Annotated in this window: 25 protein-coding genes; 11 read left to right on the top strand and 14 right to left on the bottom strand. The window is 73.4% G+C overall.

The features are described 5' to 3' along the window. The 6 genes from dnaK to ACYF6T_RS09185 all read right to left on the bottom strand — a co-directional run bounded on the left by dnaK (position 1) and on the right by ACYF6T_RS09185 (position 8,149). On the bottom strand, positions 1 to 1,866 hold the full coding sequence (gene dnaK / locus ACYF6T_RS09210) for a molecular chaperone DnaK (RefSeq protein ID WP_461695008.1): 1,866 nt from the start codon (positions 1,864 to 1,866) through the stop codon (positions 1 to 3). A 144-nt stretch (positions 1,867 to 2,010) separates the two neighbouring features. Continuing rightward, positions 2,011 to 2,439, bottom strand: coding sequence for an OsmC family protein (locus ACYF6T_RS09205; RefSeq protein ID WP_461695007.1), 429 nt, complete (start codon positions 2,437 to 2,439; stop codon positions 2,011 to 2,013). Positions 2,440 to 2,495: 56 nt separating this feature from the next. Continuing rightward, a complete protein-coding gene (locus ACYF6T_RS09200) occupies positions 2,496 to 4,292 on the bottom strand; it encodes a vWA domain-containing protein (protein ID WP_461695006.1) in 1,797 nt (598 codons plus the stop codon). After that, complete coding sequence (locus tag ACYF6T_RS09195; protein WP_461695005.1) at positions 4,289 to 5,350, bottom strand: ATP-binding protein; 1,062 nt, start codon at positions 5,348 to 5,350, stop codon at positions 4,289 to 4,291. Before ACYF6T_RS09195 ends, ACYF6T_RS09200 begins: the two co-directional genes overlap by 4 nt. A 214-nt stretch (positions 5,351 to 5,564) precedes the next feature. After that, complete coding sequence (locus ACYF6T_RS09190) at positions 5,565 to 7,676, bottom strand: phage holin family protein (protein WP_461695003.1); 2,112 nt, start codon at positions 7,674 to 7,676, stop codon at positions 5,565 to 5,567. Positions 7,677 to 7,741: 65 nt separating this feature from the next. Further along, entirely contained in the window at positions 7,742 to 8,149 is a 408-nt protein-coding gene (locus ACYF6T_RS09185) for a hypothetical protein (protein WP_461695002.1), read from the bottom strand. 84 nt (positions 8,150 to 8,233) lie between these two features. Here ACYF6T_RS09185 and ACYF6T_RS09180 point away from each other — a divergent pair, with 84 nt between their 5' ends. Then, a complete protein-coding gene (locus tag ACYF6T_RS09180) occupies positions 8,234 to 9,007 on the top strand; it encodes an MBL fold metallo-hydrolase (protein ID WP_461695000.1) in 774 nt (257 codons plus the stop codon). Then, positions 9,004 to 9,633, top strand: a complete 630-nt coding sequence (locus ACYF6T_RS09175) for a DedA family protein (protein WP_461694999.1) — start codon at positions 9,004 to 9,006, stop codon at positions 9,631 to 9,633. Before ACYF6T_RS09180 ends, ACYF6T_RS09175 begins: the two co-directional genes overlap by 4 nt. 9 nt (positions 9,634 to 9,642) lie before the next feature. On the opposite strand, the gene ACYF6T_RS09170 is transcribed toward ACYF6T_RS09175, so the two are convergent. From ACYF6T_RS09170 to ACYF6T_RS09155, 4 genes are all read right to left on the bottom strand, one after another. Beyond that, positions 9,643 to 10,713: an MBL fold metallo-hydrolase gene (locus ACYF6T_RS09170; protein ID WP_461694998.1), complete on the bottom strand. Its 1,071-nt coding sequence runs from the start codon at positions 10,711 to 10,713 to the stop codon at positions 9,643 to 9,645. Next, positions 10,710 to 11,954 carry an aminotransferase class I/II-fold pyridoxal phosphate-dependent enzyme gene (locus ACYF6T_RS09165; protein WP_461694996.1) on the bottom strand — a complete coding sequence of 415 codons (1,245 nt, stop codon included), beginning with the start codon at positions 11,952 to 11,954 and terminating at the stop codon, positions 10,710 to 10,712. The genes ACYF6T_RS09170 and ACYF6T_RS09165 overlap by 4 nt, the downstream gene beginning before the upstream one ends. A 199-nt stretch (positions 11,955 to 12,153) precedes the next feature. Continuing rightward, positions 12,154 to 12,984, bottom strand: coding sequence for a hypothetical protein (locus tag ACYF6T_RS09160; RefSeq protein ID WP_461694994.1), 831 nt, complete (start codon positions 12,982 to 12,984; stop codon positions 12,154 to 12,156). A gap of 144 nt (positions 12,985 to 13,128) precedes the next feature. Further along, a complete protein-coding gene (locus tag ACYF6T_RS09155; RefSeq protein ID WP_461694992.1) occupies positions 13,129 to 13,923 on the bottom strand; it encodes an RNA polymerase sigma factor SigF in 795 nt (264 codons plus the stop codon). Positions 13,924 to 14,177: 254 nt separating this feature from the next. On the opposite strand from ACYF6T_RS09155, the gene ACYF6T_RS09150 reads away from it, so the two are divergent. Beyond that, a complete protein-coding gene (locus ACYF6T_RS09150) occupies positions 14,178 to 15,971 on the top strand; it encodes a thiamine pyrophosphate-requiring protein (RefSeq protein ID WP_461694990.1) in 1,794 nt (597 codons plus the stop codon). Here ACYF6T_RS09150 and ACYF6T_RS09145 read toward each other — a convergent pair. Next, positions 15,925 to 16,113 carry a hypothetical protein gene (locus tag ACYF6T_RS09145; RefSeq protein WP_461694988.1) on the bottom strand — a complete coding sequence of 63 codons (189 nt, stop codon included), beginning with the start codon at positions 16,111 to 16,113 and terminating at the stop codon, positions 15,925 to 15,927. The two genes, ACYF6T_RS09150 and ACYF6T_RS09145, sit on opposite strands and share 47 nt — an antisense overlap. A gap of 128 nt (positions 16,114 to 16,241) precedes the next feature. Between ACYF6T_RS09145 and ACYF6T_RS09140 the strand changes: the two genes are divergently transcribed. From ACYF6T_RS09140 to ACYF6T_RS09125, 4 genes are all read left to right on the top strand, one after another. Further along, positions 16,242 to 16,631 carry a DUF2795 domain-containing protein gene (locus tag ACYF6T_RS09140; protein ID WP_461694986.1) on the top strand — a complete coding sequence of 130 codons (390 nt, stop codon included), beginning with the start codon at positions 16,242 to 16,244 and terminating at the stop codon, positions 16,629 to 16,631. A gap of 95 nt (positions 16,632 to 16,726) precedes the next feature. Continuing rightward, entirely contained in the window at positions 16,727 to 17,158 is a 432-nt protein-coding gene (locus tag ACYF6T_RS09135) for a CBS domain-containing protein (protein ID WP_461694985.1), read from the top strand. Further along, positions 17,155 to 17,811 (top strand): diguanylate cyclase, encoded by a 657-nt coding sequence (locus ACYF6T_RS09130; protein ID WP_461694983.1) that lies wholly within the window; start codon positions 17,155 to 17,157, stop codon positions 17,809 to 17,811. The genes ACYF6T_RS09135 and ACYF6T_RS09130 overlap by 4 nt, the downstream gene beginning before the upstream one ends. Before the next feature lie 7 nt (positions 17,812 to 17,818). After that, positions 17,819 to 18,361, top strand: a complete 543-nt coding sequence (locus tag ACYF6T_RS09125) for a type 1 glutamine amidotransferase domain-containing protein (protein WP_461694982.1) — start codon at positions 17,819 to 17,821, stop codon at positions 18,359 to 18,361. Between the two features lie 59 nt (positions 18,362 to 18,420). Here the strand turns inward: ACYF6T_RS09125 and ACYF6T_RS09120 are convergent, their stop codons facing one another. Then, the gene (locus ACYF6T_RS09120) at positions 18,421 to 18,699 is read right to left on the bottom strand and encodes a DUF6158 family protein (protein ID WP_461694981.1); all 279 of its coding nucleotides are present in this window, start codon (positions 18,697 to 18,699) and stop codon (positions 18,421 to 18,423) included. Positions 18,700 to 18,755: 56 nt separating this feature from the next. Here ACYF6T_RS09120 and ACYF6T_RS09115 point away from each other — a divergent pair, with 56 nt between their 5' ends. Continuing rightward, complete coding sequence (locus ACYF6T_RS09115; RefSeq protein WP_461694980.1) at positions 18,756 to 19,880, top strand: baeRF2 domain-containing protein; 1,125 nt, start codon at positions 18,756 to 18,758, stop codon at positions 19,878 to 19,880. Between the two features lie 7 nt (positions 19,881 to 19,887). Here the strand turns inward: ACYF6T_RS09115 and ACYF6T_RS09110 are convergent, their stop codons facing one another. Then, positions 19,888 to 21,507 carry an ABC-F family ATP-binding cassette domain-containing protein gene (locus tag ACYF6T_RS09110; protein ID WP_461694979.1) on the bottom strand — a complete coding sequence of 540 codons (1,620 nt, stop codon included), beginning with the start codon at positions 21,505 to 21,507 and terminating at the stop codon, positions 19,888 to 19,890. 79 nt (positions 21,508 to 21,586) lie between these two features. After that, on the bottom strand, positions 21,587 to 22,246 hold the full coding sequence (locus ACYF6T_RS09105) for a histidine phosphatase family protein (RefSeq protein WP_461694977.1): 660 nt from the start codon (positions 22,244 to 22,246) through the stop codon (positions 21,587 to 21,589). A gap of 70 nt (positions 22,247 to 22,316) precedes the next feature. Here ACYF6T_RS09105 and ACYF6T_RS09100 point away from each other — a divergent pair, with 70 nt between their 5' ends. The 3 genes from ACYF6T_RS09100 to ACYF6T_RS09090 all read left to right on the top strand — a co-directional run bounded on the left by ACYF6T_RS09100 (position 22,317) and on the right by ACYF6T_RS09090 (position 24,954). Next, positions 22,317 to 23,819 (top strand): phosphatase PAP2 family protein, encoded by a 1,503-nt coding sequence (locus tag ACYF6T_RS09100; protein WP_461694976.1) that lies wholly within the window; start codon positions 22,317 to 22,319, stop codon positions 23,817 to 23,819. A 100-nt stretch (positions 23,820 to 23,919) separates the two neighbouring features. Next, positions 23,920 to 24,741, top strand: a complete 822-nt coding sequence (locus tag ACYF6T_RS09095) for a class I SAM-dependent methyltransferase (RefSeq protein ID WP_461694974.1) — start codon at positions 23,920 to 23,922, stop codon at positions 24,739 to 24,741. A 42-nt stretch (positions 24,742 to 24,783) separates the two neighbouring features. After that, a complete protein-coding gene (locus ACYF6T_RS09090) occupies positions 24,784 to 24,954 on the top strand; it encodes a hydrophobic protein (protein WP_461694972.1) in 171 nt (56 codons plus the stop codon).

Genomic DNA, 24,954 nt, shown 5'->3' with positions numbered 1-24,954 from the left:
TCAGGCGGCGCCGCCCTTGTGGTCCTTGTCCTCGTCCACGATCTCCGCGTCCACCACGCCCTCGTCGTCCTGCGGCGCGGTGTGCTCCCCGGCGGACTCCGTGGGGGGCTGCTGCTGGGCCTGGGCGTACATGGCCTGGCCCATCTTCTGGCTGACGGTGGCGAGTTTCTCCACGCCGGTGCGCAGGGCCGGGGTGTCGGCGTTCTCCTCCAGCAGGCGCTTGAGGTCGGCCACCGCGGCCTCCACCTCCGTCCTGGTCTCCGGCGGCACGCGGTCGCCGTTGTCGCGGATGAAGTTCTCGGTCTGGTAGACGAGTTGCTCGGCCTGGTTGCGCGTCTCGGCGGCCTCGCGGCGCTTGCGGTCCTCCTCCGCGTACTGCTCCGCCTCCCGCATCATGCGGTCGATGTCGTCCTTGGGCAGCGCGGACCCCCCGGTCACCGTCATCTTCTGCTCACGGCCGGTCGCGAGGTCCTTCGCCGAGACGTGCATGATGCCGTTGGCGTCGATGTCGAAGGCCACCTCGATCTGCGGCACCCCGCGCGGGGCCGGCGGCAGTCCGGTGAGGTCGAAGACGCCGAGCTTCTTGTTGTACGCGGCGATCTCCCGCTCGCCCTGGTAGACCTGGATGCCCACCGAGGGCTGGTTGTCGGTGGCCGTCGTGAAGATCTCCGAACGCCGGGTCGGGATCGTGGTGTTGCGCTCGATGAGCTTCGTCATGATGCCGCCCTTGGTCTCGATGCCGAGGGACAGCGGGGTGACGTCGAGCAGCAGCACGTCCTTGACGTCGCCGCGGATGACGCCCGCCTGCAGCGCGGCGCCGACGGCCACGACCTCGTCCGGGTTGACGCCCTTGTGCGGGTCCTTGCCGGTGAGTTCCTTCACCAGGTCGGTGACGGCCGGCATCCGGGTCGAACCGCCGACCAGGATGACGTGGTCGACCGCGGAGAGCTTGATCCCGGCGTCCTTGACCGCCTGGTGGAAGGGGGTCTTGCAGCGGTCGAGCAGATCGGCGGTCAGCTCCTGGAACTGCGCCCGGGTCATCCTCTCGTCGAGGTGCAGCGGGCCCTCGGCGGAGGCGGTGATGTAGGGCAGGTTGATGGTCGTCTCGGTCGAGCTGGACAGCTCGATCTTGGCCTTCTCGGCGCCCTCCCGCAGCCGTTGCAGCGCCATCTTGTCCTTGCCCAGGTCGATGCCGTACTGCCCCTGGAACTTCTTGACCAGGTGCTCCACGATCCGCTGGTCCCAGTCGTCGCCGCCGAGACGCGTGTCGCCGTTGGTGGCCTTGACCTCGATGACGCCGTCGCCGATCTCCAGCAGCGACACGTCGAAGGTGCCGCCGCCGAGGTCGAAGACCAGCACGGTCTGCTCCTCGCCCCGGTCCAGCCCGTAGGCCAGGGCGGCGGCGGTCGGCTCGTTGATGATCCGCAGCACCTTCAGGCCCGCGATCTCGCCGGCCTCCTTGGTCGCCTGCCGCTGGGAGTCGTCGAAGTACGCCGGTACGGTGATCACCGCGTCCGTGACGTCCTCGCCGAGGTAGGACTCGGCGTCCCGCTTCAGCTTCTGCAGCACCCGCGCGGACAGTTCCTGCGCCCGGTAGCGGGTGCCGTCGACCGACCCCTGTTCAGGGAAGCGCCAGTCGGCGTCGCCCATGTGCCGCTTCACGGAACGGGCGGTGCGCTCGACGTTCGTCACGGCCTGCCGCTTGGCGACCTCGCCGACCAGTACCTCCCCGTTCTTGGCGAAGGCCACGACCGACGGTGTGGTCCTGGCCCCCTCCGCGTTGGCGACGACCGTGGGTTCGCCGCCCTCCAGGACGGCCACCACCGAGTTCGTGGTCCCGAGATCGATCCCGACCGCACGTGCCATCTCCGTCCCCTTCCGCCAGGGCACCGCTCGAAGTCCAGCACAAAACTTGAGTGGGCTGTTGTCAATGCCGCGTAGGTCCCGGGTACCCCCGAAAAAGGCGGTGCCGCGCCTCTGCGCGAGGCGCGGCACCGGTGACGCGGGGGTTCAGGACAGCTTGGCGGACAGGGTGATCGTCGTACCGGCCAGGGCCTGGCTGACCGGGCAGTTCTTCTTCGCGTCCTCGGCGGCGGCCACGAAGGCGTCGTCGTCGATGCCGGGGACCGTGCCCTCGACGGTGAGGTGGATGCCGGTGATGCCCTCACCCGGCTGGAAGCTCACGTCGGCCGAGGTGACGAGCTTGGTGGGCGGGGTGCCGGCGCCGGCGAGGGCGTGCGAGAGCGCCATGGAGAAGCAGCTGGAGTGCGCGGCGGCGATCAGCTCCTCGGGGCTGGTCTTGCCGTTCGCGTCCTGGGACCGCGAGGCCCAGGTGACCGGCTGCGCCTCGATGGCACCGGAGGAGTCGAAATTGACGACACCGTTGCCCTCAAGCAGGTTGCCTTCCCAGACGGTGTGTGCGGAACGCGTGGTTGCCACGGTGCATCCTCTCGAAGCGTGCTGTTGCTTGGGATCCCATCCGATCACATTCCGGCTCACCGCACCCGGAAGACCGGCCCCCGCGCGGTGAACGGCAGGCGTGCGCCCTCGGGGATCAGGTAGGCGTGCTCGCGGCGGACGCGCAGGGTGTCGCACCAGCCGTCCGTGATGACCAGCACCGGCGCGGTCGGCGGGAAGTCGTCGGCGCGGTGGAGCAGGTCGATCCCGGGTTGCAGGACCGTGCCGCCGCGGCCGTGGACGCGGACGCGGCCGGCGATCTCGGTGACCGGGAGGTAGCCCGCGTCGTGCGGGGCGGCGTCGCAGAAGACGACCCGGGCGGCCGGTACGTCGCGGGCCTCGGCGTAGGAGGCGATCGCGCCCAGCGCCTTGCCGAGCAGGGTGCGGTCCATGGAGCCGGAGGTGTCCAGGACGACGCCGAAGGTGCAGCGGGCGATCTCCTCGGGCGGGAAGTACCGGCCCGCGCGCGGGATGTCGGGGGTGGCCGCCTGGCGGCGGGAGGGGCGGGCGTACGAGCGTACGGGCTGCGGGCTCGGCACGAACTCGTCGAACCAGCGGGCCAGTCGGGCGTCCCAGGGCAGCGGCGGGTGGCTGAGGGCGCGGATCTCCTCGACCAGGCCACCGGGCAGGAACCCGCGCTCCTGCCGCTGGTGCAGGTCCAGTCCCTGGCACAGGCCCCGGCGGTAGAACGCGTCCAGGTCGACGTGGTCGCCGGGCGGGCCGAGCGGGGCGCCCAGGACGTCGCCGAGGCCCTTGCCGCGCAGGGTGGCCAGCCGGCGCATCCGGCGCAGGTCGCCGGCGAGGCGGTCGTAGACCTCCTCCGCGGACAGGCCGGCCAGGGCGGGGTCGTACAGCAGGCCCTCGGGCATGGTGCCGACGCGCATCTCGCACAGCCAGCCGTTGACGACGTAGTCGCAGGCGACGTTGAACAGGTAGGGGTCGCGGGCGCCGCAGCGGTCACCGTGGCGCAGGGCGGCGTGCAGCATCTCGTGGGCGAGGATGAACCGCCACTCCTCGTCGTCGAAGGTGCGCAGCGGGTTGACGTAGATCTCGCCCGCCTCGGCGTTCACCGCGGCCACGGAGATGCCGTGCGCGCGGGCGAGTTCGGCGTCGGCGACCAGCGTGATGCCGGCCGCGATGCCGCCGAGCAGGGGGTAGGAGGAGACGAACCAGCCGAGCGCCCGCTGCCAGGGGCGCTGTACGGCCACCTCGCCGGTGAGGGAGTCGCGGCGGCCGCCGGCCATGTCCATCGCCGCGGACACCGTCCGGGTCAGCGCGGCGGCGAACGCGATCTGGTGGTCCGGGGGGTTCGTCCAGCGCGTCCAGCGCACGAGCAGCTGGTCGGGTTCGTCGCCCGCGGTGCCGCAGCGCTCGTACGCGGCCGGCAGACCGTCCCGCCGCCAGCGCGCGGCGAGTTGCTCCTCGTCGCCGTCGGGGTAGGCGGTGGGCAGGTCCTCGGGGGTGGCGCCGATGGTGAAGTTCAGCAGGAAGCGGTTGACGACGACGCAGCGCGCGGCGAGGTCGAAGCGGTCGGGCTGGACGCGTTCGCCCTTGGCCGCCGGGACGTGCCCGAAGCCGAGGTGCAGGACGGCGTGGGCGAGCGCCCAGGCCCAGGCGGCGGGCTCGGCGAGCCGGTGCGGGTGGACGTGCAGGTCGCCGTCGGAGTCGACGGCCACGAGCCCGTCGCGGGGCGCGTACCGGCACTCCTCGTGGCGGCAGACGTCGAACTCGACCGCGTTCAGCGCCGGGTTGGCCTTCATCAGTGCGAGGCCCGCGGCGAACGCCTCGGCCGCGGGGTCCCGTTTCCTCTGCCGGTCCCTGGCCCGGGGGCTCACCGGCGCGCCTCCACCAGCCGCGGCATGTCCCGGGCGGCCTCGACGAGGAACCAGGAGGGCAGGACGGGGTTGCCGTCGGCGTCGGAGGCGATGACGGTCTGCGCCACCTCGACGGAGATCTCCGCGAGTTGCACGAGCAGCGACTTGGCGCGGTACGCGGTCTGCCGGCCGCTCGCCGACATGTGCTCCTTGCCGGCCGGGAGTTCCTTGATCAGCCGGCCGCGGAAGGACTCGGCGAGGTAGTAGAGCAGGTCGCGGTCCTGGAGGCGGTTCGGCCAGCGGGCCTCGCCCTTGAGGATCGCCTCGATGCCGAACCGGCTGCGCACGATCTTCACGTAGCCGCAGAAGGCGGTGGCGTGCGCGGGCGTCAGCGTGCCGTGGGCGAGGACCTGGAGGGTCTCCTCGTCCAGGCCCTGGCCGAAGGAGTGCAGCGCGTCGGAGAGCATGTGCCAGGAGCGGGGCGTGGAGAAGGGCTCCTCGGTCTTGGGCGGCTTGGACCACAGGTGGTCGGGGCGGTCGGTGAGGTGGTCCAGGACCCAGGGGTGGATGCCGTTGTTCGCGGCCCAGGTCAGCCAGTCCCTGGCGGACGCCTCCAGGTGGACGTGGGTGAGGCGGTTGACGAGGGCGGAGGCGAGGGGGCGGGCGAGCGCGTTGTCGGTGGCGCGGTTGCCGGCGCCGATGACGATCGAGCCCTCGGGAAGCTCGTAACTGCCGATGCGGCGGTCGAGGATGAGGGAGTAGAACGCCTTCTGGACGTCGGGCGTGGCCGCGTTCAGCTCGTCCAGGAACAGGCAGTACGGCTCGTCGCGGGCGATGGTCTCGGGCGGGCAGAACACCGACCGGCCGTCACGGATCTGCGGCACGCCGATCAGGTCCTCGGGCGCGAGCTGGGTGCCGAGCAGGCTCACGCACTCCAGGCCCAGCGACTCGGCGAACTCCCGCACCAGGGAGGACTTTCCGATGCCGGGGGCGCCCCAGACGAAGACCGGCCGCACGGTGGCGAGGCCGAGCAGGAGTTCCGGGATGCGGGCGGGAGTGACGGTGACGGCTGCCTGCAACGCGGCAACTCCTCGCAGCAGTGGGAATGTCGGAGCGGGGCGCGCAGGTGCGCGGGCCCGGATACGAACAGTGTGAGCGCGCGACCCGGCCGGCGCAGCCGGTTTTTTCCGTGGTGCCCCGTCGCCGCCGTACCACCGGCGCCGCCCCCGCGTGGGGCGGAACGGGATGTCCGGCACGCCCTTCGGGCGGACGACGGGACGTTCGCAACCGGCCCTATGCCGCGCGCTCTTCCGGCGCGGGCAGGGGTAGCCGGGGGCCGTCCGCCTCGCGTAGCCAGCGGCGTAGTACGTGGTGCAGCTGCTCGGCGCCGGCGGGGTCGCGGCCGTCCTCGTCCGGTGCGGACAGCGACAGCGGCGACAGCAGGAACGGCCTGCCCTGGGCGCCGCCGAGGCCGCCGTGCGAGCCGATCTGCTCCTCGAAGGAGAGCACCTCGCCGTCGGCCGGGTCGTGGAAGGAGTTGACCATGATGTCGGCGGTGTGCGGGAAGGAGTGCGTGCGCCGCACGGCGTCCGCGGCGCCGGGCCCGAACACCTCCAGCGGCCCCGGTGTCTCGTCGAGCCGGTCCAGCGGGATCTCGGCGCCGTACGCGCCCAGCACCACCCCGCCGTGCTCCTCGCTGCGCACCAGCAGGAAGCCGATGCCCGGATGGTTGGCCAGCGTCGTCAGCAGGGCCGGGTGGCGGGCGTCGATCTCCTCCTTGCTCATCCGGTGCGGCACGTCCGGGAAGGAGACCAGGCCGAGGTTGCCGGAGGCCAGCACGACCGGCTCGGAGGCGCGCGAGGGCCGGTGCTGTTCGTGGCCCTCCTCGACGGGCCGGCGCAGCGCCGCCCGCACGGCCGCGCGCGCCTCGGCGCCACTGCGGGTGCGCCGGGCCCGGCGCGGCACGGGCAGCCCGCAGCCGGCCCGCACCAGGTCGGCGAGGCCGAGTCCGTAGCGGGAGCGGAAGGTCTCCCCCGGGCTCTGGCCGTGGTCGGACAGCACGACGATCCGGTACGGCCGCGGCGCGTGCTCGGCGACGTTCGCGATCAGCGCCAGGGCGCGGTCGAGGCGTTCGAGGACCTTCTCGGCGTCCCGGCTCGCCGGCCCGGAGTGGTGCGCGACCTCGTCGTACGCCACCAGGTCGGCGTAGATCGCGGTGCGCCCGGCGAGCATGTCGCCCATGACCGCGGCGACGACGACGTCCCGTTCGACGACGGTGGCGAAGGCGCGCACCAGGGGGTAGAGGCCGCCGCGGGAGACCCGCGGGCGCTGTTTGCGCAGCCGCGCCCGGGTGGACTGGCCGATCTCGCGGCCCACCTCGGCGACGAAGGACATGGCGGTGCGCACGGCGTTGGCCGGGTCGGAGAAGTACGCGAAGTACCCGGCCCGGGAGCGGTTCTCGCGGCCGCGCCTGCGGGTGGCGATGGACAGCACGAGGGCCTGCTCGTCGGCACCGCCGCTGAAGAGGTTGCCGCGGCTGGCGCCGTCGGCGGTGAGCAGGCCGCCGTCGCCGGTGCGCTCGACGGCCCGGCGCTGGAGCTCGGCGGCGCTGGTGGGGCGGTTGCAGACCATCACCTCGCGGCTGTCCTTCTCGTACCAGCGGAAGGCGGGGACGTCGAAGTTGCTGCCGTGCAGGATGCCGAGCTGGCTGGCGCCGGTCTGGCTGGACCAGTCCGTGCGCCAGGCGGTGAGCCGGTGGGTGGTGCCCAGCCAGCCGGCGACCGTGGGCATGACGCCCTTGCCGACGGCGGCCAGCAGGACGTCGTGGCCGACGCCGTCGAGTTGCAGGAAGACGGTGCCGGGCGTGGTCGGGCACGAGGGCCGACGGCGTCTGCGGCGGTCGGCGAGGCGGTACAGGCGGCGCCGGTAGGCGTCGTCGTCGCGGACGGCCAGGGCGGCGCCGGTGGCGGAGGCGACGGCGGACATGACGGCGGCGACGACCACCGCCGTCTCGGGGGCGGCCTCGGCGCTGCTGGCCGGGTTCAGGCGCAGGGCGACCAGCAGCAGGGAGCCGTTGAGGACGAAGACGAGCAGACCCAGCACCAGCGCGGGCACGAGCAGCAGCAGCCGGACCAGCAGCGGCCACACCAGGGCCGACAGCACACCGAAGGCGCCGGCGCCGAACGCGGCGGTCACGGCGATGTGGGTGGCGCTCTCGCCGTCGGGTGACTGGAGGCGGAAGTCGGGCAGGATCCCGGCGAGCACCAGCATGGTGACCGTGGACACCGCCCACACCGCGACGCTCCGCCCCACCTGACTGGCGACCCGCCGCCAACGCCCGCCACGCACGCCCGCACACCTCACGTCCCGCCCGTCGTCGATGCGGGCCTGGGCCAAGCCTGTCATACGAGCTGCCGCGCGGGCCCCGGGGATTCCCGTTCCGGGGCTGGACGGCCCCGGCGAACGCCGCGCTAGCGGCCGTCGTAGCCGGCCGTCGGCATGGACAGGCGGCGGTGGACGCGGGCCTTCATCTGGGCGTCGTAGCAGGGCTCCGCGACGCCCACCGTCTCCACCCGCACCCCGCGCCGGGCGCACTCGGCGGTGAACTCCTCCACCGACGACAGGGCGCTCTCCAGGACCCGGCGGCTGGGCGCCACGAACAGGTCCACGCCGGGGCGGACGCCGTCCCACAGCACGCAGTGGTCGGCCCGCAGCCCCCGCACGAGCAGTTCCCGGCTGACGCGGTAGCCGTGCTCGGCCGCCCAGCGCGCGCACATCGCGTGCTGGCTGCGGGAGTCCACCAGGAAGGGATCGGCGTCCAGTTCCTCGAGCGGCGTCAGACTCGCGATCGCCGTCACGCGCACCCGCACCGGTCCCATGGCGTCCCCCTCACCTCCGGGTTTCGCCGCCGACCCTACTCCTGCCCGTAGGCTTCGGGGAGTCGCGCGAAGGAGGCAAAGAAGGTGCCGGTGGAGATCACCTGGTGGGGTCACGCCACCTGCACGGTCGAGGACTCGCACGTGCGCGTCCTGACCGACCCCCTGTTCGCCCGCCGGCTCGCCCATCTGCGCCGGCGCAGGGGCGCGCCGCCCCCGCCCGACGCCCGCCGCGCGGACCTGGTGCTCGTCTCCCACCTGCACGCCGACCACCTGCACGTGCCCTCGCTGCAGAGCCTCGCGCCGGGCACGCGCCTGCTCGTGCCCCGGGGCGCGCGACGGGCCGTGCCGGGCCTGCGCCGGCTCACGCATCTCACGCTCACCGAGGTCGCGCCCGGCGACGTCGTCACCGTCGGCGACCTCGCCGTACGGGCCGTGCCCGCGCTGCACGACGGGCGGCGGCTGCCGGTCGGCCCGCATCGCGCGCCCGCTCTGGGGTACGTCGTCGAGGGCGAGGCGCGCACGTACTTCGCCGGGGACACCGGGCTGTTCGACGCGATGGCGAAGGAGGTCGGACCGGTCGACGTGGCACTGCTGCCGGTGGGCGGCTGGGGACCGTATCTCGGCGAGGGGCACCTGGACGCGGGGCGCGCGGCGCGGGCGCTGGCCCGGCTGGCGCCGCGCAGCGCGGTGCCGGTGCACTACGGCACGTACTGGCCGATCGGGATGGACGCCGTGCGCCCCCACGAGTTCCACGCGCCCGGTGAGGAGTTCGTGCGGCTGGCGGCCGAGTACGCGCCCGGGGTGGCGGTGCACCGGCTCGGGCACGGGGAGAGCGTGCGGCTGGAGGTTGCCCGGTGATATGGCTTGCCGCCGCGCCGGCGGCGACCGTGCCGACGGAGTCGACGCAGCAGGCGCTCGGGTATCCGTCGCTGTTCCTGCTGGTGCTGTTCGGGGCGCTGGTCCCGGTGATTCCGACGGGGGCGCTGGTCAGTTCGGCGGCCGTGGTCGCCTTTCACCAGACGGCGCCGTTCGCGTTGGCGCTGGTGTTCGTGACGGCCTCGCTGGCCGCGTTCCTCGGGGACGCGGCGCTGTACTGGCTGGGCCGGCGGGGGATGAAGTCGAAGAACGGGTCGCGGTGGCTGGAGGCGATCCGGGCGCGGGCGCCGGAGGACCGGCTGGAGCAGGCGCAGTCCAAACTCGCCGAGCACGGGGTCGCCGTGCTGGTGCTGTCCCGGCTGGTGCCGGCCGGGCGGCTGCCGGTGATGCTGGCCTGTCTGCTGGCGAAGTGGCCGATGCGCAGGTTCTCCCGGGGGAACCTGCCGGCCTGTCTGGCGTGGGCCGCGACGTACCAGGTGATCGGGATCCTGGGCGGGTCGCTGTTCAAGGAGCCCTGGGAGGGTGTGGTGGCGGCAGTCGCACTGACCGTGCTGCTCAGCGCGACCCCCGGCATCTGGCGCCGCATCCGCCGTACGACGACCGCCTAGCAGCAGGCCCTAGTCCAGCACCCTCGATCCGCCCACCGGCAGGTCCCACAGGTCCTCGCGGTCCAGGCCCGCCTTCTCCCACGCCGCGCGCACCCGGGTCAGGGGTTCCAGGACCGGCTCCGCGGACAGCACGAACGTGCCCCAGTGCATCGGCGCCATCCGGCGGGCGCCGAGGTCCTGGGTCGCCCGGACCGCCTCCTCCGGGTCGCAGTGGACGTCGCTGAGCCACCAGCGCGGGTCGTAGGCGCCGATGGGCAGCAGGGCGAGGTCGATGCCGGGATGGCGGCGGCCGATGCGGGCGAACCAGTGGCCGTAGCCCGTGTCGCCCGCGAAGTACACGCGCCCGCCGTCCGGGGCGGTCAGCACCCAACCGCCCCACAGGCTGCGGCAGGTGTCGGTGAGGGTGCGCTTGGACCAGTGGTGGGCGGGGACGAAGTCGAAGCGGACGCCGCCGAGTTCGGCCGCCTCCCACCAGTCCAGCTCGGTGACGACGGTGAAGCGCCGGCGGCGGAACCAGGCGCCCAGCCCGGCCGGCACGAACACCGGTGTGTCGCGCGGGAGCCGGCGCAGTGTGGGGGCGTCCAGGTGGTCGTAGTGGTTGTGGCTGATGACGACCGCGTCGACGGGCGGGAGGGATTCCCAGGGGATGCCGACGGGGGTGATGCGGGCCGGGGTGCCGAGGATGCGGCGGGACCAGACCGGGTCGGTCAGCACGGTCAGGCCGCCGATCCGAACGACCCAACTGGCGTGTCCCGCCCAGGAGACGGCGATGGTGCGGGCGTCGACACCGGGCAGCGGCGCGGGGGCGACGGGGATGCGCGGGATGTCGGTCAGGCCCTCGCGGCCGGGGCGTACGGAGCCCTCGCGGGCGAACCGGGCCATGGCCTTCAGGCCGGGCAGCGGGGCGGTCAGCCGGTCGTGGAAGGTGCGCGGCCACACCCGGTGTTCGCCCAGCGGGCGGGGCTCGGCCGGCGGCGGAAAAGGGGGCGCGAAGGGGGGCGTGGACACAGGGGCGACCGGGGTGTCGGCCGGCCCGGCGGGCGGGGTCGTGGTGGTGGTCGACTCGGACTGCTGCGTCATCGAGGAGGCTCCCATCGCTGAGCGTCGTCGCGGAGATCGTCGAAGACCGACTTCACATGGATCAACGCGCGTTGCACGTGTGGCAGTTCCAACGGCGTGGGTGACGTGAGGCATTCCGCGCGTTCCCCGTCCGTGGCACCGGGCAGGGCCGCGGTGGACAGGCGCACGCGCAGCGCGCCGAGTTCGTCGCCGAAGCGGTGACCGCCCGGCGCGGGCATGCCGAGCCGGGCGGTGAGGAAGTCCTCCAGTTCCTGGGCGTCGCCGACTCCGTGGGCGGCGAGCGCCGAGCGCAGCGGGCCGAGGTCGGCGTAGAGGTGCCGGCCGGCCTGCGGCGGGCGGGCCAGGGCGCCGGCCCCGACGACGGCCGTGTGCAGCGCGTCGGCCAGCCGCGCGTGCAGGTGCGCGGCGGCCGACACGCGCGCGGTGACGGGCGCCGGTTCCCCCAGCGCGTACCCGGCGCAGGCGGCGACGGGGCCGGCGACGCGCGCGCCGAGGGCGGTGAGCACGTCGAGCACGCGCGCGTGGAGGGCGCTCGCGTCGTCGCCGGCCGGGAAACGGGCGACGGCGGCGGGCCAGCCGGGCGGCAGGAGGGCGCCGGCCAGGTCGGTGACGACGGTGACCCGGTCGGGCAGCATCTCGGCGGGGCTGAGCAGCACCGTGCCCTGCGCGGTGTGCAGGGTGTCGCGCCAGGTCTCGTCGCTGACCAGGTGCAGTCCCTCGCCGGCGGCGGCCTCCACGCACGCGTGCAGCACCTCGGGCGGCGCGACGGTGCCGGTGGGGTCGTCCGCGACGGACAGCACCAGCAGCCGCGGGTCACCGCCCTCGGCACGCACCCGGCGCACGGTCTCCAGCAGGGCGTACGGGTCCGGGACTCCCCCGCACTCGGCGGGCGTCGCCACGTGGAAGACGGGTCTTCCCAACAGGCGTGCGTACGGCGCCCACCAGGCCGCGCACGGCCTCGGCACCAGGACGTCGCCGCCGAGCGCGGCGGTCAGGGCGAGCAGCAGGGCGGGGGCACCGGGGCCGGCGGCCACCCGGTCCGGGTCGGCCGGCAGTCCGCGCCGCTCCCAGTAGCCGCTGGCGCTGCGGCGCAGTTCGGGCGAGCCGCCGATCGGCTCCGCGTCGGAGCGGGTGGCGGCGGCGAGCGCGGCGGTCAGCTCGGGCAGGACGGGCAGGCCGTCCTCGGGCAGCGGCGGCCCGTAGCGGACGGGGCCGTGGCCTTCCGGGTCCGTCCGCCGCATGCGTGCCTCCGCCGTGCCTGGTGCCGGGTCCGTGCCGGACGGACCGGTCTGTCGGACCGTGACCTTTCTCGTTCCGTACGTCGCGGTGTCCCGGTGTTCCGGCGTTCCGTACGGTGCGGGGCGTGCCCACGGGCTCTGAGTACCCAGGGTGGCGCCCTCCCATGGGCCGTGCGCGGGTTGTGCCGGTCACACGGGCGGCTCAGCGGCCGGTCGTGGAGTGGCGGTGCCGCAGCCGGTGGGCGGCGGCGCCCAGGGCGCCCGCGATGAGCACGCCCCCGGCGACCAGGGCGGGCACGCAGTCGCCGAAGGAGCCACCGGAACCGGCCCGCACCCCGCGCTGCACGGCCGCCCCGCCCTCCCGCTGAACGGCCGCCCCGCCCTCGCGCTGCGCAGCCCCTTCGCCCTCCCGCTGGACGGTCTCCTCGCCGCCGCCCTTCAGCATCTCGTCGCCGCCGCCCTCCACCGCCTCTTCGCCCCCGTCCTTCACGGCCGTTCCGCCGTTGCAGTTCTCGCTAGCGGGCTCGCCGCAGGGACGGCCTGCGTCGCCCGCGACCGCCTCGGCGCCGCAATCGTCGCCGTCGGGCTCGCCGCAGGTCCGGCCGCCGTCGCCCGCGACCTGGAACGTGGCGCTGAACGCCTTGCCCCGTCCGCCGGGCTCGGCCGGGCAGGTGCCGTCGGCGGTCCAGGCGGAGTCCGCCGTCACGGCGTCCGGGCCGCCGTCGGCGAGGTCGGCGGCGGACGCGATGCGGGCGGTGCCGCGGTAGGCGGGGCCGGCGGTCCCGTCGTCGTTGCCGGGGACCTTCTGCAGTCGCACGGTGCCCTCGTCGAAGGCCTGCGAGGTGACGTCCAGGGTCTCGGGCGCGGCGCCGCCGACGGCGTCGCAGGTGACCGAGACGGTGACGCTGCCGCCCGGAGAGACGCTGCTCGGGCCGACCTGCGCGGCCGGATCCGCGAGGGCGGCCGGTCCGGCGGCGCCCAGCGCGGCGGTGGCCAGCACGGCGACGGACAGGACACGGGCGGTGCGGCGCATGGTGACGGGTTCCTTCGAGCGACGGCAGCGTTGTGCGGGCACGCGAGCGCCCACAGCCATCACAGCCCGCCTCCGGCCGTCCCGCGCGCGGCCGAGCCCCATTAGCGGTACACGGGGGGGCCGAGCGGGTGACGACCGGCCCGGCTACGCGGCGTCGTCCATGACCTGGTTGCGCACCCGTGTGCAGCACCGGCTGATCAGCCGGGACACGTGCATCTGCGAGATGCCCAGCTGCTCGGCGATCCGGCTCTGCGTCATGTCCCGGAAGAACCGCATGTAGAGGATCGCCCGCTCGCGCTCCGGCAGCGCGGCCAGCCGGTCCCTGACCGCCTCCCGGTCCACGACGGTGTCCAGCGCGGGGTCGGGCGAGCCGAGCGCGTCGCTCAGCGAGTAGCCGTCCTCGCTGCCGGGCAGCTCCGCGTCCAGCGAGAGCGCGGTGAAGCTCTCCAGCGCCTCCAGACCGGCCAGCACGTCCTCCTCGCTCATCTGGGCGTGCTCGGCGATCTCGGCGACGGTGGGCCGGCGCCCGGAGACGGTCTGGGACAGGTCCTGGCAGGCGAACCGGACCCGGTTGCGCAGGTCCTGGACCCGGCGCGGCACGTGCAGGGTCCACATGTGGTCGCGGAAGTGCCGCTTGATCTCGCCGGTGATGGTGGGCACGGCGTAGCTCTCGAAGGCGTTGCCGCGCTCGGGGTCGTACCGGTCGACGGCCTTGACCAGGCCGAGGGCGGCGACCTGGCGCAGGTCCTCGTAGCTCTCGCCGCGGCTGCGGAAGCGTCCGGCGAGGCGTTCGGCCATGGGCAGCCAGGCCTCGACGATCTTCTCGCGCAGGGAGTCCCGCTGCGGGCCCGCGGGGAGTTTCACGAGCGTGCGGAAGTCTTCGGTGGTGTCGGGGGCGTCGTCGTGCGGGTGGTGCTTCGCGCTCACTGGGGTGGGCATGATGCGTCGCAACTCCCTAGCTGGTGCTCTGGGTTGGACGGGGTCACCGTGGGAGCGCGGCCGGGACCTGGACAGGTGCGACCGGGGGGGTGGGGGCGTCGTTCCCACGGACGTGCCTCCGGTCCGAAGCACTGGACTGCGCCTGCCCCCGGCCCCGCCCGGCAAACACCGGCGCATGTTTTCCCCAGGCGCCCAGGGTGACTCGGCTGGCAGACGACTGCTGACCGCGTCCCCGAGTCCGGGAGGTCCCGCACATGAGCACCAAGGTTGCCGACCACGTCCTGCAGCGCCTGCGCGAGTGGGGGGTGGAGCACGTCTTCGGTTATCCCGGCGACGGCATCAACGGACTGCTCGCCGCCTGGGGCCGCGCGGAGAACCAGCCCCGGTTCGTGCAGTCCCGGCACGAGGAGATGTCGGCGTTCGAGGCGGTCGGCTACGCGAAGTTCAGCGGCCGTCTCGGCGTGTGCACGGCCACCTCGGGGCCGGGCGCCATCCACCTGCTCAACGGGCTGTACGACGCCAAGCTCGACCACGTCCCGGTGCTCGCGATCGTCGGCCAGACCCACCGCACGGCGATGGGCGGCTCGTACCAGCAGGAAGTGGACCTGCACACGCTGTTCAAGGACGTCGCCTCGGACTTCGTCGAGACGGTGACGGTGCCCGAGCAGCTGCCGAACGTCCTGGACCGGGCGATCCGCACCGCGTACGCGCGCCGCTCCCCCACCGCGATCATCATCCCCGGCGACGTGCAGGAGCTGGACTACTCCGCTCCCACGCACGAGTTCAAGATGGTGCCCTCCAGCCTGGACCGCAGCTCCTGGACGGCGATTCCGTCCGAGGAGTCGGTGCTGCGGGCCGCGGAGATCCTCAACTCCGGTGAAAAGGTGGCCATTCTGGTCGGCCAGGGCGCCGCGGGCGCGCGCGCCGAAGTCGAGCGGATCGCCGAACTGCTGGGCGCGGGCGTGGCCAAGGCGCTGCTCGGCAAGGACGTCCTCAGCGACGAACTGCCGTACGTCACGGGCTCGATCGGGCTGCTGGGCACCCGGCCGTCGTACGAGCTGATGCGGGACTGCGACACCCTGCTGACCATCGGGTCGTCCTTCCCCTACACGCAGTTCCTGCCGGAGTTCGGCAAGGCGCGCGGCGTGCAGATCGACATCGACCCGCACATGGTGGGGATGCGCTACCCCTACGAGGTGAACCTCGTCGGCGACGCGAAGGCGACCCTGGAGCGGCTGATCCCGCTGATCAACGAGGGCCGGGGGCGCGAGTGGTACGACACGGTGTGCGCCAACGTCACGCGCTGGCGGGAGGTGATGGAGCGGCGGGCGCGGCTGTCGGCGGATCCGATCAACCCGGAGTACGTGGCCCACGCGCTGGACCCGCTGCTGCCCGACGACGCCATCGTCACCTCCGACTCGGGCTCCACGGCGAACTGGTACGCCCGGCACCTGACCATGCGCGGCTCGATGCGCGGCTCGCTCTCCGGCACCCTCGCCACCATGGGTCCCGGGGTGCCGTACGCGATCGGCGCGAAGTTCGCGCACCCGAACCGGCCGGCGATCGCGCTGGTCGGCGACGGGGCGATGCAGATGAACGGCATGGCGGAGCTGATCACGGCCGCCAAGTACCGGGAGCTGTGGGAGGATCCGCGGCTGATCGTGGCCATCTGGAACAACCACGACCTCAACCAGGTCACGTGGGAGATGCGGGCCATGGAGGGCGCCCCGTCCTTCCTGCCCTCGCAGCAGATCCCGGACGTGCAGTACGCGGCGTTCGCCCGCTCCCTCGGCCTGACCGGCATCCGGGTGGAGAAGCCGGAGGACGTGGAGGCGGCCTGGCGTGCCGCCCTGGAGGCGGACGGTCCCGCGGTGATCGAGTTCCTCACCGACCCGGCCGTGCCGCCGATCCCGCCGCACGCCACCTGGGAGCAGATGGAGGCGACGGCCGCGTCGATCCTCAAGGGCGACGCCGACCGCTCCTCCATGGTCAAGCAGGGGTTCAAGGCGAAGGTGCAGGAGTTCCTGCCGGGCCGTGAGAAGAAGTGATCTCATAGCCCTTCGCCAGGCCGACCGGGGCGTTCTCGTCCGGGTCGGCCTTCTCGGCCGGCAGCAGCAGTTCCTCGTAGCGGCCCAGTGCCAGCACCACGCCGAGCATGAGAACCGGGATGATCACAGCCAGCACCGCCATGGCCGTTCCTTCCTCGGGACGGGCGCGGGGGGCCCGGGCCGGGTGTCCCGGCCTTGGCCGGTCAAACCCCGTGTCGCCCTCCCGTCTTCGGGTACGCGGAGCCCACCCCCGAAGATCTGGAGGGAGTCATGCAGCGAGGAAGCGACCGGCTGAGCGTCCACCGCGACGACGAGATGAAGCACGAACTGCAGGGTCTGCTGAAGTCCGGGCACCCCACGCGGACCGAGGAGTGGCACGATCCCGAACCCGCCGCCGACGACGATCCGCAGGTCGCGGGCGGCCCGGTCGCCCCCGGCTCGCCGGGTTCGCTGGCGGCCGTCCGCCAGGAGCTGGCCCGGCATCTGGGCCGGCACGCGTTCCCCGCGGGTCCGCGCGAGCTCGCCGCCGCGCTGCGCCGGGCGTACGCGCCGGACACCCTGGTCGAGGCCCTGGAGCGGCTGCCGCGCTCGGCGCGCTACGCCACCGTCCAGCAGCTGGCCGAGGCCGTCGCCGGCACGGGCGGTGAGGGCGACGCATAGGCATCCGGCCCGCGGGTACTGCGGGCGGCGTCACGCCGGATCAGACGGCCGCGGCATCCGACCGGTCGGCCGGGGAACGGAGGAAGCCCACAGTGATGGCTGATTTCGTGAGGGAGGTCATGACGCCCGGGGTGGTCGCCGTCCGCCCGGACGCGTCACTGGTCGAGGCCGCGCAGCTGATGCGGGCCCAGGACATCGGCGATGTGGTGGTGGCCGACGGCCAGCGGGTCGTGGGCGTGCTCACCGACCGTGACATCACGGTACGGGCGGTGGCCGACGGCGCCGACCCGCTGACGGTGAGCGCGCAGTCGGTGTGCACGCCGGACCCGCTCGTGGTGAGCCCCGACGACCCCGTCTCGGCCGCCGTCGCGCTGATGCGTGCGAACGCCGTACGCCGGCTGCCGGTCGTCGAGGACGGGATGCCGGTCGGCATGGTGAGCCTCGGGGACCTGGCCGAGGCACAGGACCCGGGCTCGGCGCTGGCGGACATCAGCCGCGCGGAGCCGGGTGGCCGGGAGGCCGTATGAGCCGGAACGGCGCAGCCGGGATCAGCCGTACCTCCGCCACCGTCGACGTCGGTGACGTGACCACCCGCTACCTGCTCTACGGGCTGCTGCCCAGCTGGTTCGTGCCGGGCCTGGCCGACTGGGTGATGCACCGGCGCACCCGGATCGAGGACACGGCGGGCACCAAGGAGTCACTGATCCACTCGCTGATGATGGCCGAGGTCGGCATCCCCATCGCGCTGACGCTGCGCTACGAGATCAACCCCCTGCTGCTGACCGTGCAGTTGGGGGGCGCGGCGGTGCACGAGGCGACCGCGCTGTGGGACGTGCGCACGGCCGTCGAGAGCGACCGCGAGGTCAAGCCGATCGAACAGCACATCCACAGTTTCCTGGAGTCGCTGCCGTTCGGCGCGCTGGCCTCGCTGATGTGCCTGCACGCCGACCAGGTGAGGTCGCTGCTGCGCGGCGGGGCGGGCGACCCGGACGCCTGGCGGCTGGTGCGGCGCCGGCGGCCGCTGTCACGCGGCTATCTGGCGGGCATCACGGCCGCGATCGGCACGTGTGTGCTGCTTCCGTACGGCGAGGAGCTGCTGCGCTGCCTGCGCGCGAGCCGCCGGAACAAGAAACGCGCCACGAGCGACGAGGCGAACTGGCGTGCCACGAAAGGAAGTTGAGGACATCATGCGCATCGCATTCCTGACCGCACCCGAAGGCGTCGAGCAGGTCGAACTCACCGATCCGTGGCAGGCGGCGAAGGACGCCGGCCACGAGCCGGTGCTGGTGTCGACCAAGGCCGGTGAGATCCAGGCGTTCAACCACCTCGACAAGGCGGACACCTTCCCGGTCGACGAGGTGGTCGGCGAGACCTCGGCGAACTCCTTCGGCGCGCTCGTCCTGCCGGGCGGGGTGGCCAACCCCGACTTCCTGCGCATGGACGACAAGGCCGTGGCGTTCGTCCGGGACTTCTTCGAGCAGGGCCGGCCGGTGGCCGCGATCTGCCACGCGCCCTGGACGCTGGTGGAGGCGGACGTGGTCCGCGGCCGGGTGCTGACCTCGTGGCCGAGCCTGCAGACCGACATCCGCAACGCGGGCGGCACCTGGGTCGACGAGCAGGTCAAGATCTGCGATCACGGCACCAACAAGCTGGTCACCAGCCGCAAGCCGGACGACCTCAAGGCGTTCTGCGACGCGTTCCTGCACGTCTTCTCCGAGGGAGCCGGCTGACGCGCTGCGGCCGGCTCCCTCGAATGGGGAGTTCCGTCGATCTCCAGGTGCGTCGATCTTCAGGTGCGGGGAGTCGCCGACTCCCCGCTTCCGCGTTCCCGCGCGCCTTCGCGGGTACGGCCGGCGGCGACCCAGCGCCGCGGGTTGCGGCGCAGGTACTCGCCCTCCAGCTGGGCCATGCGCTCGTTGTGGGCCCGCAGCGCGTCGTTCGAGCCGTACAGCAGGGTGTCGTGACGCGTGCGGTGGATGGTCTCCAGCTCTTTCATGAGCTGCTGGTCGTCCAGCCGGTCCGGGTCGACTCCGGTCATGGTGGTTACCCGCTCGTCGTGTTCGTCCATGCGGTCCGGGTACCCGCCCGGTGAGCACTACCCCCGAGCCTCACGCGGGAGGAGCCATGGATCTCGCCTTTCTGCATCCACTCTACGAACATCCCGGGCCCTGGGCCTCCGTGTACGTCGGTACCGACCGCCACACGGAGGACACCCCGCACGAACGGCACCTGACGGCCGCGGCGATGGCGCGGGAGCTGGGAGAGCAGGGAGCCGACGAAGCGACGTGCCGGGCCGTGCAGGAGGCCCTGGACGCCCTGCAGCACTCCTCCGAGCCGAACGGCCGCGCCCTGTTCGCCCGGGCCGGCGAGGTCGTCCTGGACCCGCCGCTGGCCCGGCCGCCGATGCGGGACAGCGCCCACTGGGCGCCGCTGCCGCACACCGCGCCGCTGCTGGAGCTGCTCGGCGAGGACCCGGTCTGCGTGGTGGCCTACGTCGACCGCAAGGGCGCCGACTTCGAGCTGCGCTCGGCGCTGGGCAGCAAGGACGCCGGCTCCGTCACCGGCCGCCAGTGGCCGGTGCACCGTACGAGCTCGGTCGACTGGTCGGAGCGGCACTTCCAGCTGAAGGTGGAGAACACCTGGGAGCACAACGCGGCCGAGATCGCCGACGCGCTCACCGTCTGCCAGGAGGAGACGCGCGCCGACCTGCTGGTCCTGGTCGGCGAGGAGCGGGAGAAGCGGGCCGTGCACGAGCGGCTGCCCGACCGGCTGCGGAACCTGGTCGTCGAGGCCCCGCACGGCACCGGCAGCAGGCTCCTGGACGGCGACGTCGAGGCGGCCCGGGCCGAGCACGTGCGGCAGCGGGCGCGGCGGGAGCTGGAGCGGTTCCTGGCGGGCCGCGAACCGGACGCCGAGGGCCGCACGATGGCCGTGGAGGGCGTGCCGGCGCTGGTGGAGGCCGCCCGTGAGCACCGCATCGACGAGCTGCTGATCCGCCCCGAGGGTCCCGACGCCCACCGCGAGGTGTGGATCGGCGAGGACCCGGACCAGCTGGCGGTGCGCCGCACCGATCTGAAGGTCCTGGGCGAACAGCACTCCTGGGCGGCCCGCGCGGACGACGCCCTGATCCGTTCGGCGGTGGCCACGGGCGCCCCGGCGCTGTCGGTGACCGCGGCGGTCGAGGCGACCGAGGCGACGGAGCGGGAGGCGCCGGTGGGCGGCCTGGGCGCGCTGTTGCGCTGGTCGTGACCGCCGGTCAGCGGGCCCGTACGACCCTGCGTTCGTCCCAGACCGGCTCCGGTGTCTCCCGGACCCGGCCGTCGCTGCCGAAGACCAGGTAACGGTCGAAGGAGCGGGCGAACCAGCGGTCGTGCGTGACCGCCAGCACCGTCCCCTCGAACGCCTCCAGCCCTTCCTGGAGCGCCTCCGCGGACTCCAGGTCGAGGTTGTCGGTCGGCTCGTCGAGCAGCAGGGCCGTGACGCCCTGGAGCTCCAGCAGCAGGATCTGGAAGCGGGCCTGCTGCCCGCCGGAGAGCCGGTCGAAGCTCTGTTCGGCCTGTCCGGTGAGTTCGTAGCGCCGCAGCCGGGACATGGCCGCGCCCCGGTCCTGGGCGTGCTCCTGCCACAGGATGTCGAGCAGGGTGCGGCCGGTCAGCTCGGGGTGGGCGTGCGTCTGGGCGAAGTGCCCGGGCACCACGCGCGCCCCGAGCTTCCACTCCCCCGTGTGCGCCACGTCCTCGCCGGCCAGCAACCGCAGGAAGTGCGACTTGCCCGAGCCGTTGGAGCCGAGCACGGCCACCCGCTCGCCGTAGAAGACCTCCAGGTCGAAGGGTTTCATCAGGCCCGTCAGCTCAAGTCCCTTGCAGGTGACGGCCCGTACGCCGGTACGCCCGCCCTTGAGCCGCATCCTGATGTCCTGCTCGCGCGGCGGCTCCGGCGGCGGTCCGGCCTCCTCGAACTTGCGCAGCCGGGTCTGGGCGGCCTGATAGCGGGACGCCAACTCGTGGCTGACCGTGGCCGCCTGACGCAGACTCAGCACCAGTTTCTTGAGCTGGGCGTGCTTCTCGTCCCAGCGCCTGCGCAACTCCTCGAAACGGGCGAAGCGTTCACGCCGGGCTTCGTGGTACGTGGCGAACCCGCCGCCGTGCACCCAGGCGTCGGCACCGGCGGGGCCCGGCTCCACGGACACGATCTTCTCGGCGGCGCGCGCGAGGAGTTCGCGGTCGTGGGAGACGAACAGCACCGTCTTGCGGGTCTCCTTCAGCCGCTCCTCCAGCCACCGCTTGCCGGGCACGTCGAGGTAGTTGTCCGGCTCGTCGAGCAGCAGCACCTCGTCGGTGCCGCGCAGCAGCGCCTCCAGCACGAGCCGCTTCTGCTCACCGCCGGACAGGGTGCGCACCAGCCGCCACTGCGCCTTGTCGTAGGGCACTCCGAGCGCGGCGGTGGTGCACATGTCCCACAGCGTCTCGGCCTCGTACCCGCGCGCCTCGGCCCAGTCGGCGAGCGCCTGGGCGTAGGCGAGCTGGGCGGCCTCGTCGTCGACGGTCATGATGGCGTGCTCGGCCCGGTCCACGGCCCGCGCGGCCTCGCGGATGCGGGGCGGCGCAACGGACACCAGCAGGTCGCGTACGGTCGTCTCGTCCCGTACGGACCCCACGAACTGCCGCATCACGCCGAGCCCGCCGCTGACGGTGACGGTGCCGCCGTGCGGTTTCAGCTCGCCGGAGATCAGCCGCAGCAGCGTCGTCTTGCCGGCCCCGTTGGGCCCGACGAGCGCGACGGCGGCGCCTTCGCCGACCCGGAAGGACACGTCGCCGAGCAGTGCCCTCCCGTCGGGAAGGTAGTACTCGAGATGCGCGGCTTCGAGGTGTCCCATGAGCAGGCATTCTGCGACCGCCGACGAGGACAGGGCAAACCGATAAACGCCGGATGCCGGCCTGCCGCCCGGGGTGCCCCTACCGTGCGTCCCCGTCCATCGCCTCGCCCGCCGGCCCGCCCTCCCCCGCGGGAACGACCACGGCCCCCTCCCACGAGACCGCCTTCCACCCGTCCTCCGGCGACCCCTCCAGCACCACCACACCGGTGTTCGCCAAGGGGTGCCCGGCGGCGAAGGGCACATCCACGTTGTCCGCCCGGGCCGCCGTCCACATGCGGATCGCCGCGCCGTGACTGACCATCACCACCGTCCCGGCCCCGCTGCGGGCCGCCTCCTCCACCACCGCGTCGTAGCGCGCGAGCGCCTCCGCGCCGCTCTCCCCGCCCGGCATCCGCAGGTCCGTCTCGCCGGCCGCCCAGGCGAACACCGTCTTCATGTAGAGCAGCCCCTGTTCGGAGTCGCCCGGCAGCATCTCCAGGTCCCCCGCGGACAGCTCCCGGATGCCGTCCCGCACACGGACGTCGAGGCCCCGGGCGGCGGCCAGCGGCGCGGCGGTCAGCTGGGTGCGCACCAGCGTGGAGGCGTACAGCGCGTCGACGGACTCGTCGGCGAGCGCCTGCGGCAGCGCCGCGGCCTGCTGTTCGCCGAGCGCCGTCAGGCCCGGCCCCGGGACGGCGGTGTCCAGCAGGTAGTCGACGTTGGTCGGGGTCTGACCGTGGCGGACGAGGAGCAGACGCATGCAGGGGCCTCCGGGTGTCGGGCACCGTCCGACGTGCAGGAAACGGCCACCTCAGGGTACCCGCGAGGCTATGAGCCCAGACGTCGACCTCACCGTGCCCACGCCCGGTCGCCACGTGCTGCGCGACCGGTTGCTGGCCCTGGACTGCCGCCTGTTCGAGTTCGCCGCCGAGCGGCACTGGCCGTACGCCGAACCCGTCCTGCCGCGGCTGAGCCGCAGCGCGAACCACGGGGTGCTGTGGTTCGCGACGGCGGCGGCGATGGCCGCGAGTCGTACCCCGCGGGCCCGCCGGGCCGCCGTCCGCGGGCTGGCCTCCCTGGGCCTGGCCTCGCTGACCATCAACACCCTCGGCAAGCGCTCGGTGCGCCGGCCCCGGCCGGTCCTGGACCCGGTGCCGCTGGTGCGGCAGTTGAAGCGGCAGCCGATCACGACGTCGTTCCCGTCCGGGCACGCCGCGTCGGCGGCGGCCTTCGCGACCGGCGTGGCGCTGGAGTCGCCGGCCTGGGGCGCGGCGGTGGGGCCGGTCGCCTGGTCGGTGGCGCTGTCCCGGGTCTACACCGGCGTCCACTTCCCGAGCGACGTGCTCGCCGGCGCGGCCCTGGGCGCCGGCGCCGCCTTCGCCGTACGGGGCATGGTGCCCACCCGCGCGGGCGGCCTGCCGCCGGCCCGGCCGCGCGCCGAGGCTCCCGCGCTGGCGGACGGCGAGGGCATGGTCGTGGTCGCCAACCGGGCCGCGGGCACCGCCGACCGGGTGCGCGCGCTGCACGACAGCCTGCCGGGCGCCGAGTTCGTCGAGTGCGAACCGGCGGACGTGCGGGCCGAGTTGGAGAAGGCGGCGGCCCGGGCGCAGGTGCTCGGGGTGTGCGGCGGCGACGGCACGGTCAACACCGCGGCCGAGGTCGCCCTGCGCCATGACCTGCCCCTCGCGGTGCTGCCCGGCGGCACGCTCAACCACTTCGCCCTGGACCTGGGCGTGGAGGACGTGCGCGATCTGACCCGGGCCGTGCGCCTGGGCGAGGCGGTGCGGGTGGACGTCGGACGGTTCGTGTGCGGGGAGAAGGAGGGCGTCTTCCTCAACACATGCAGCCTGGGCGTGTATCCGGAGCTGGTGCGGGAGCGGGAGCGCTGGGCACGACGGATCGGGAACTGGCCGGCGGGGGTGCTGGGGGCGCTGCGGGTGCTGCGCGCGGGCCGGCATCCGCTGGAGGCCGAGTTCGACGGCCGGCCCCGCCCGCTGTGGCTGCTGTTCGTCGGCAACGGCACCTACCACCGCGTGGGCCTCGCGCCCGGCCGGCGGCTCGACCTCGCCGACGGGTTGCTGGACGTCCGGGTGGTGCACGGCGGCCGGCGGCCCGCACTGCGGCTGCTGGCGGCGGCCCTCGCGGGCCCGCTCACCCGCTCCCCCGCCCACGCGGCCGTGCAAGTGGGCCGGCTGCACCTGACCGGTGTCGCCCCGGGCACGCTCCTCGCCCACGACGGCGAGGTCACCGAGGTGGACGGCGAGGTGACGCTGGAGAAGCTCCCCGAGGCGCTCAGCGTGTACCGCCCCGCACCCGGGAACCGGCAGGGCTGACAGTCCGTCAGTCCAATATGTGAAACACGGGTCTCATCATCCGACATGCGCGCGTACGGTGATCCTGTCCCGGCTCCGTGTCGAACAGGGGAGTTCAGTCATGTCGGAACCGCAGGAGACCGCCGTCTACACGCACGGGCACCACGCCTCGGTGCTGCGCTCGCACACCTGGCGGACCGCCGCCAACTCCGCGGCGTACCTGCTCGGTTCGCTGAAGCCCCACATGAAGGTCCTGGACATCGGCTGCGGTCCGGGCACCATCACCGCCGACCTGGCGGCCCTGGTGCCCGACGGCCACGTCACCGGCGTCGACCAGGCACCCGGGGTGCTGGACCGGGCCCGTGAGACGGCCGCCGCGCGCGGCCTGGCCAACGTCGACTTCGCGGTCGCCGACGTGCACGCCCTGGACTACCCCGACGACACCTTCTGCGTCGTCCACGCCCACCAGGTGCTGCAGCACGTCGGCGATCCCGTGCGGGCGCTGCGCGAGATGAAGCGGGTGACGAAACCGGGCGGGTTCATCGCCGTCCGCGACTCGGACTACGCGGCCATGACCTGGTATCCGGCGTCCCAGGGGATGGACGACTGGCTGGAGCTGTACCGCAGGGTCGCCCGGGCCAACGGCGGCGAGCCGGACGCGGGGCGGCGGCTGAGGTCATGGGCGCTGCGGGCGGGCCTGACCGACGTCACGGCGACCTCCAGCACCTGGACCTTCGCCACGCCCGAGGAGCGGGCCTGGTGGAGCGGCCTGTGGGCCGAGCGCACCCTGGCGTCCGCGTACGCCGGGCAGGCGATCGAGGGGGGCCACGCGACGCGGGAGCAACTGACGGCCGTGTCCGAGGCCTGGCGGGAGTGGGGGCGGCAGGAGGACGGCTGGTTCGGCGTTCTGCACGGAGAAATTCTGTGCCGTAAGGACGCCTGAATCTCCACATTCGGGAAACCCGGAGTGCAGGAGGTTCACATTATGGTCGCCATTCTGCTCGTTTTGCTTCTGGCGCTGATTCTCTTCGGTGCGGGATTCGCACTGAAGGCGCTCTGGTGGATTGCACTCGCTGTGCTCGTGGTGTGGCTTCTGGGATTCCTGGTACGCGGCACCACGGCAGCGGGCGGCAGGGGCCGCTGGTACAGGTGGTAG

This window comes from Streptomyces sp. 7R007 (assembly GCF_054850255.1).
The sequence above is the reverse complement of the archived record's forward strand: the minus strand, read 5'-3'. Positions and strand labels throughout refer to the sequence as shown.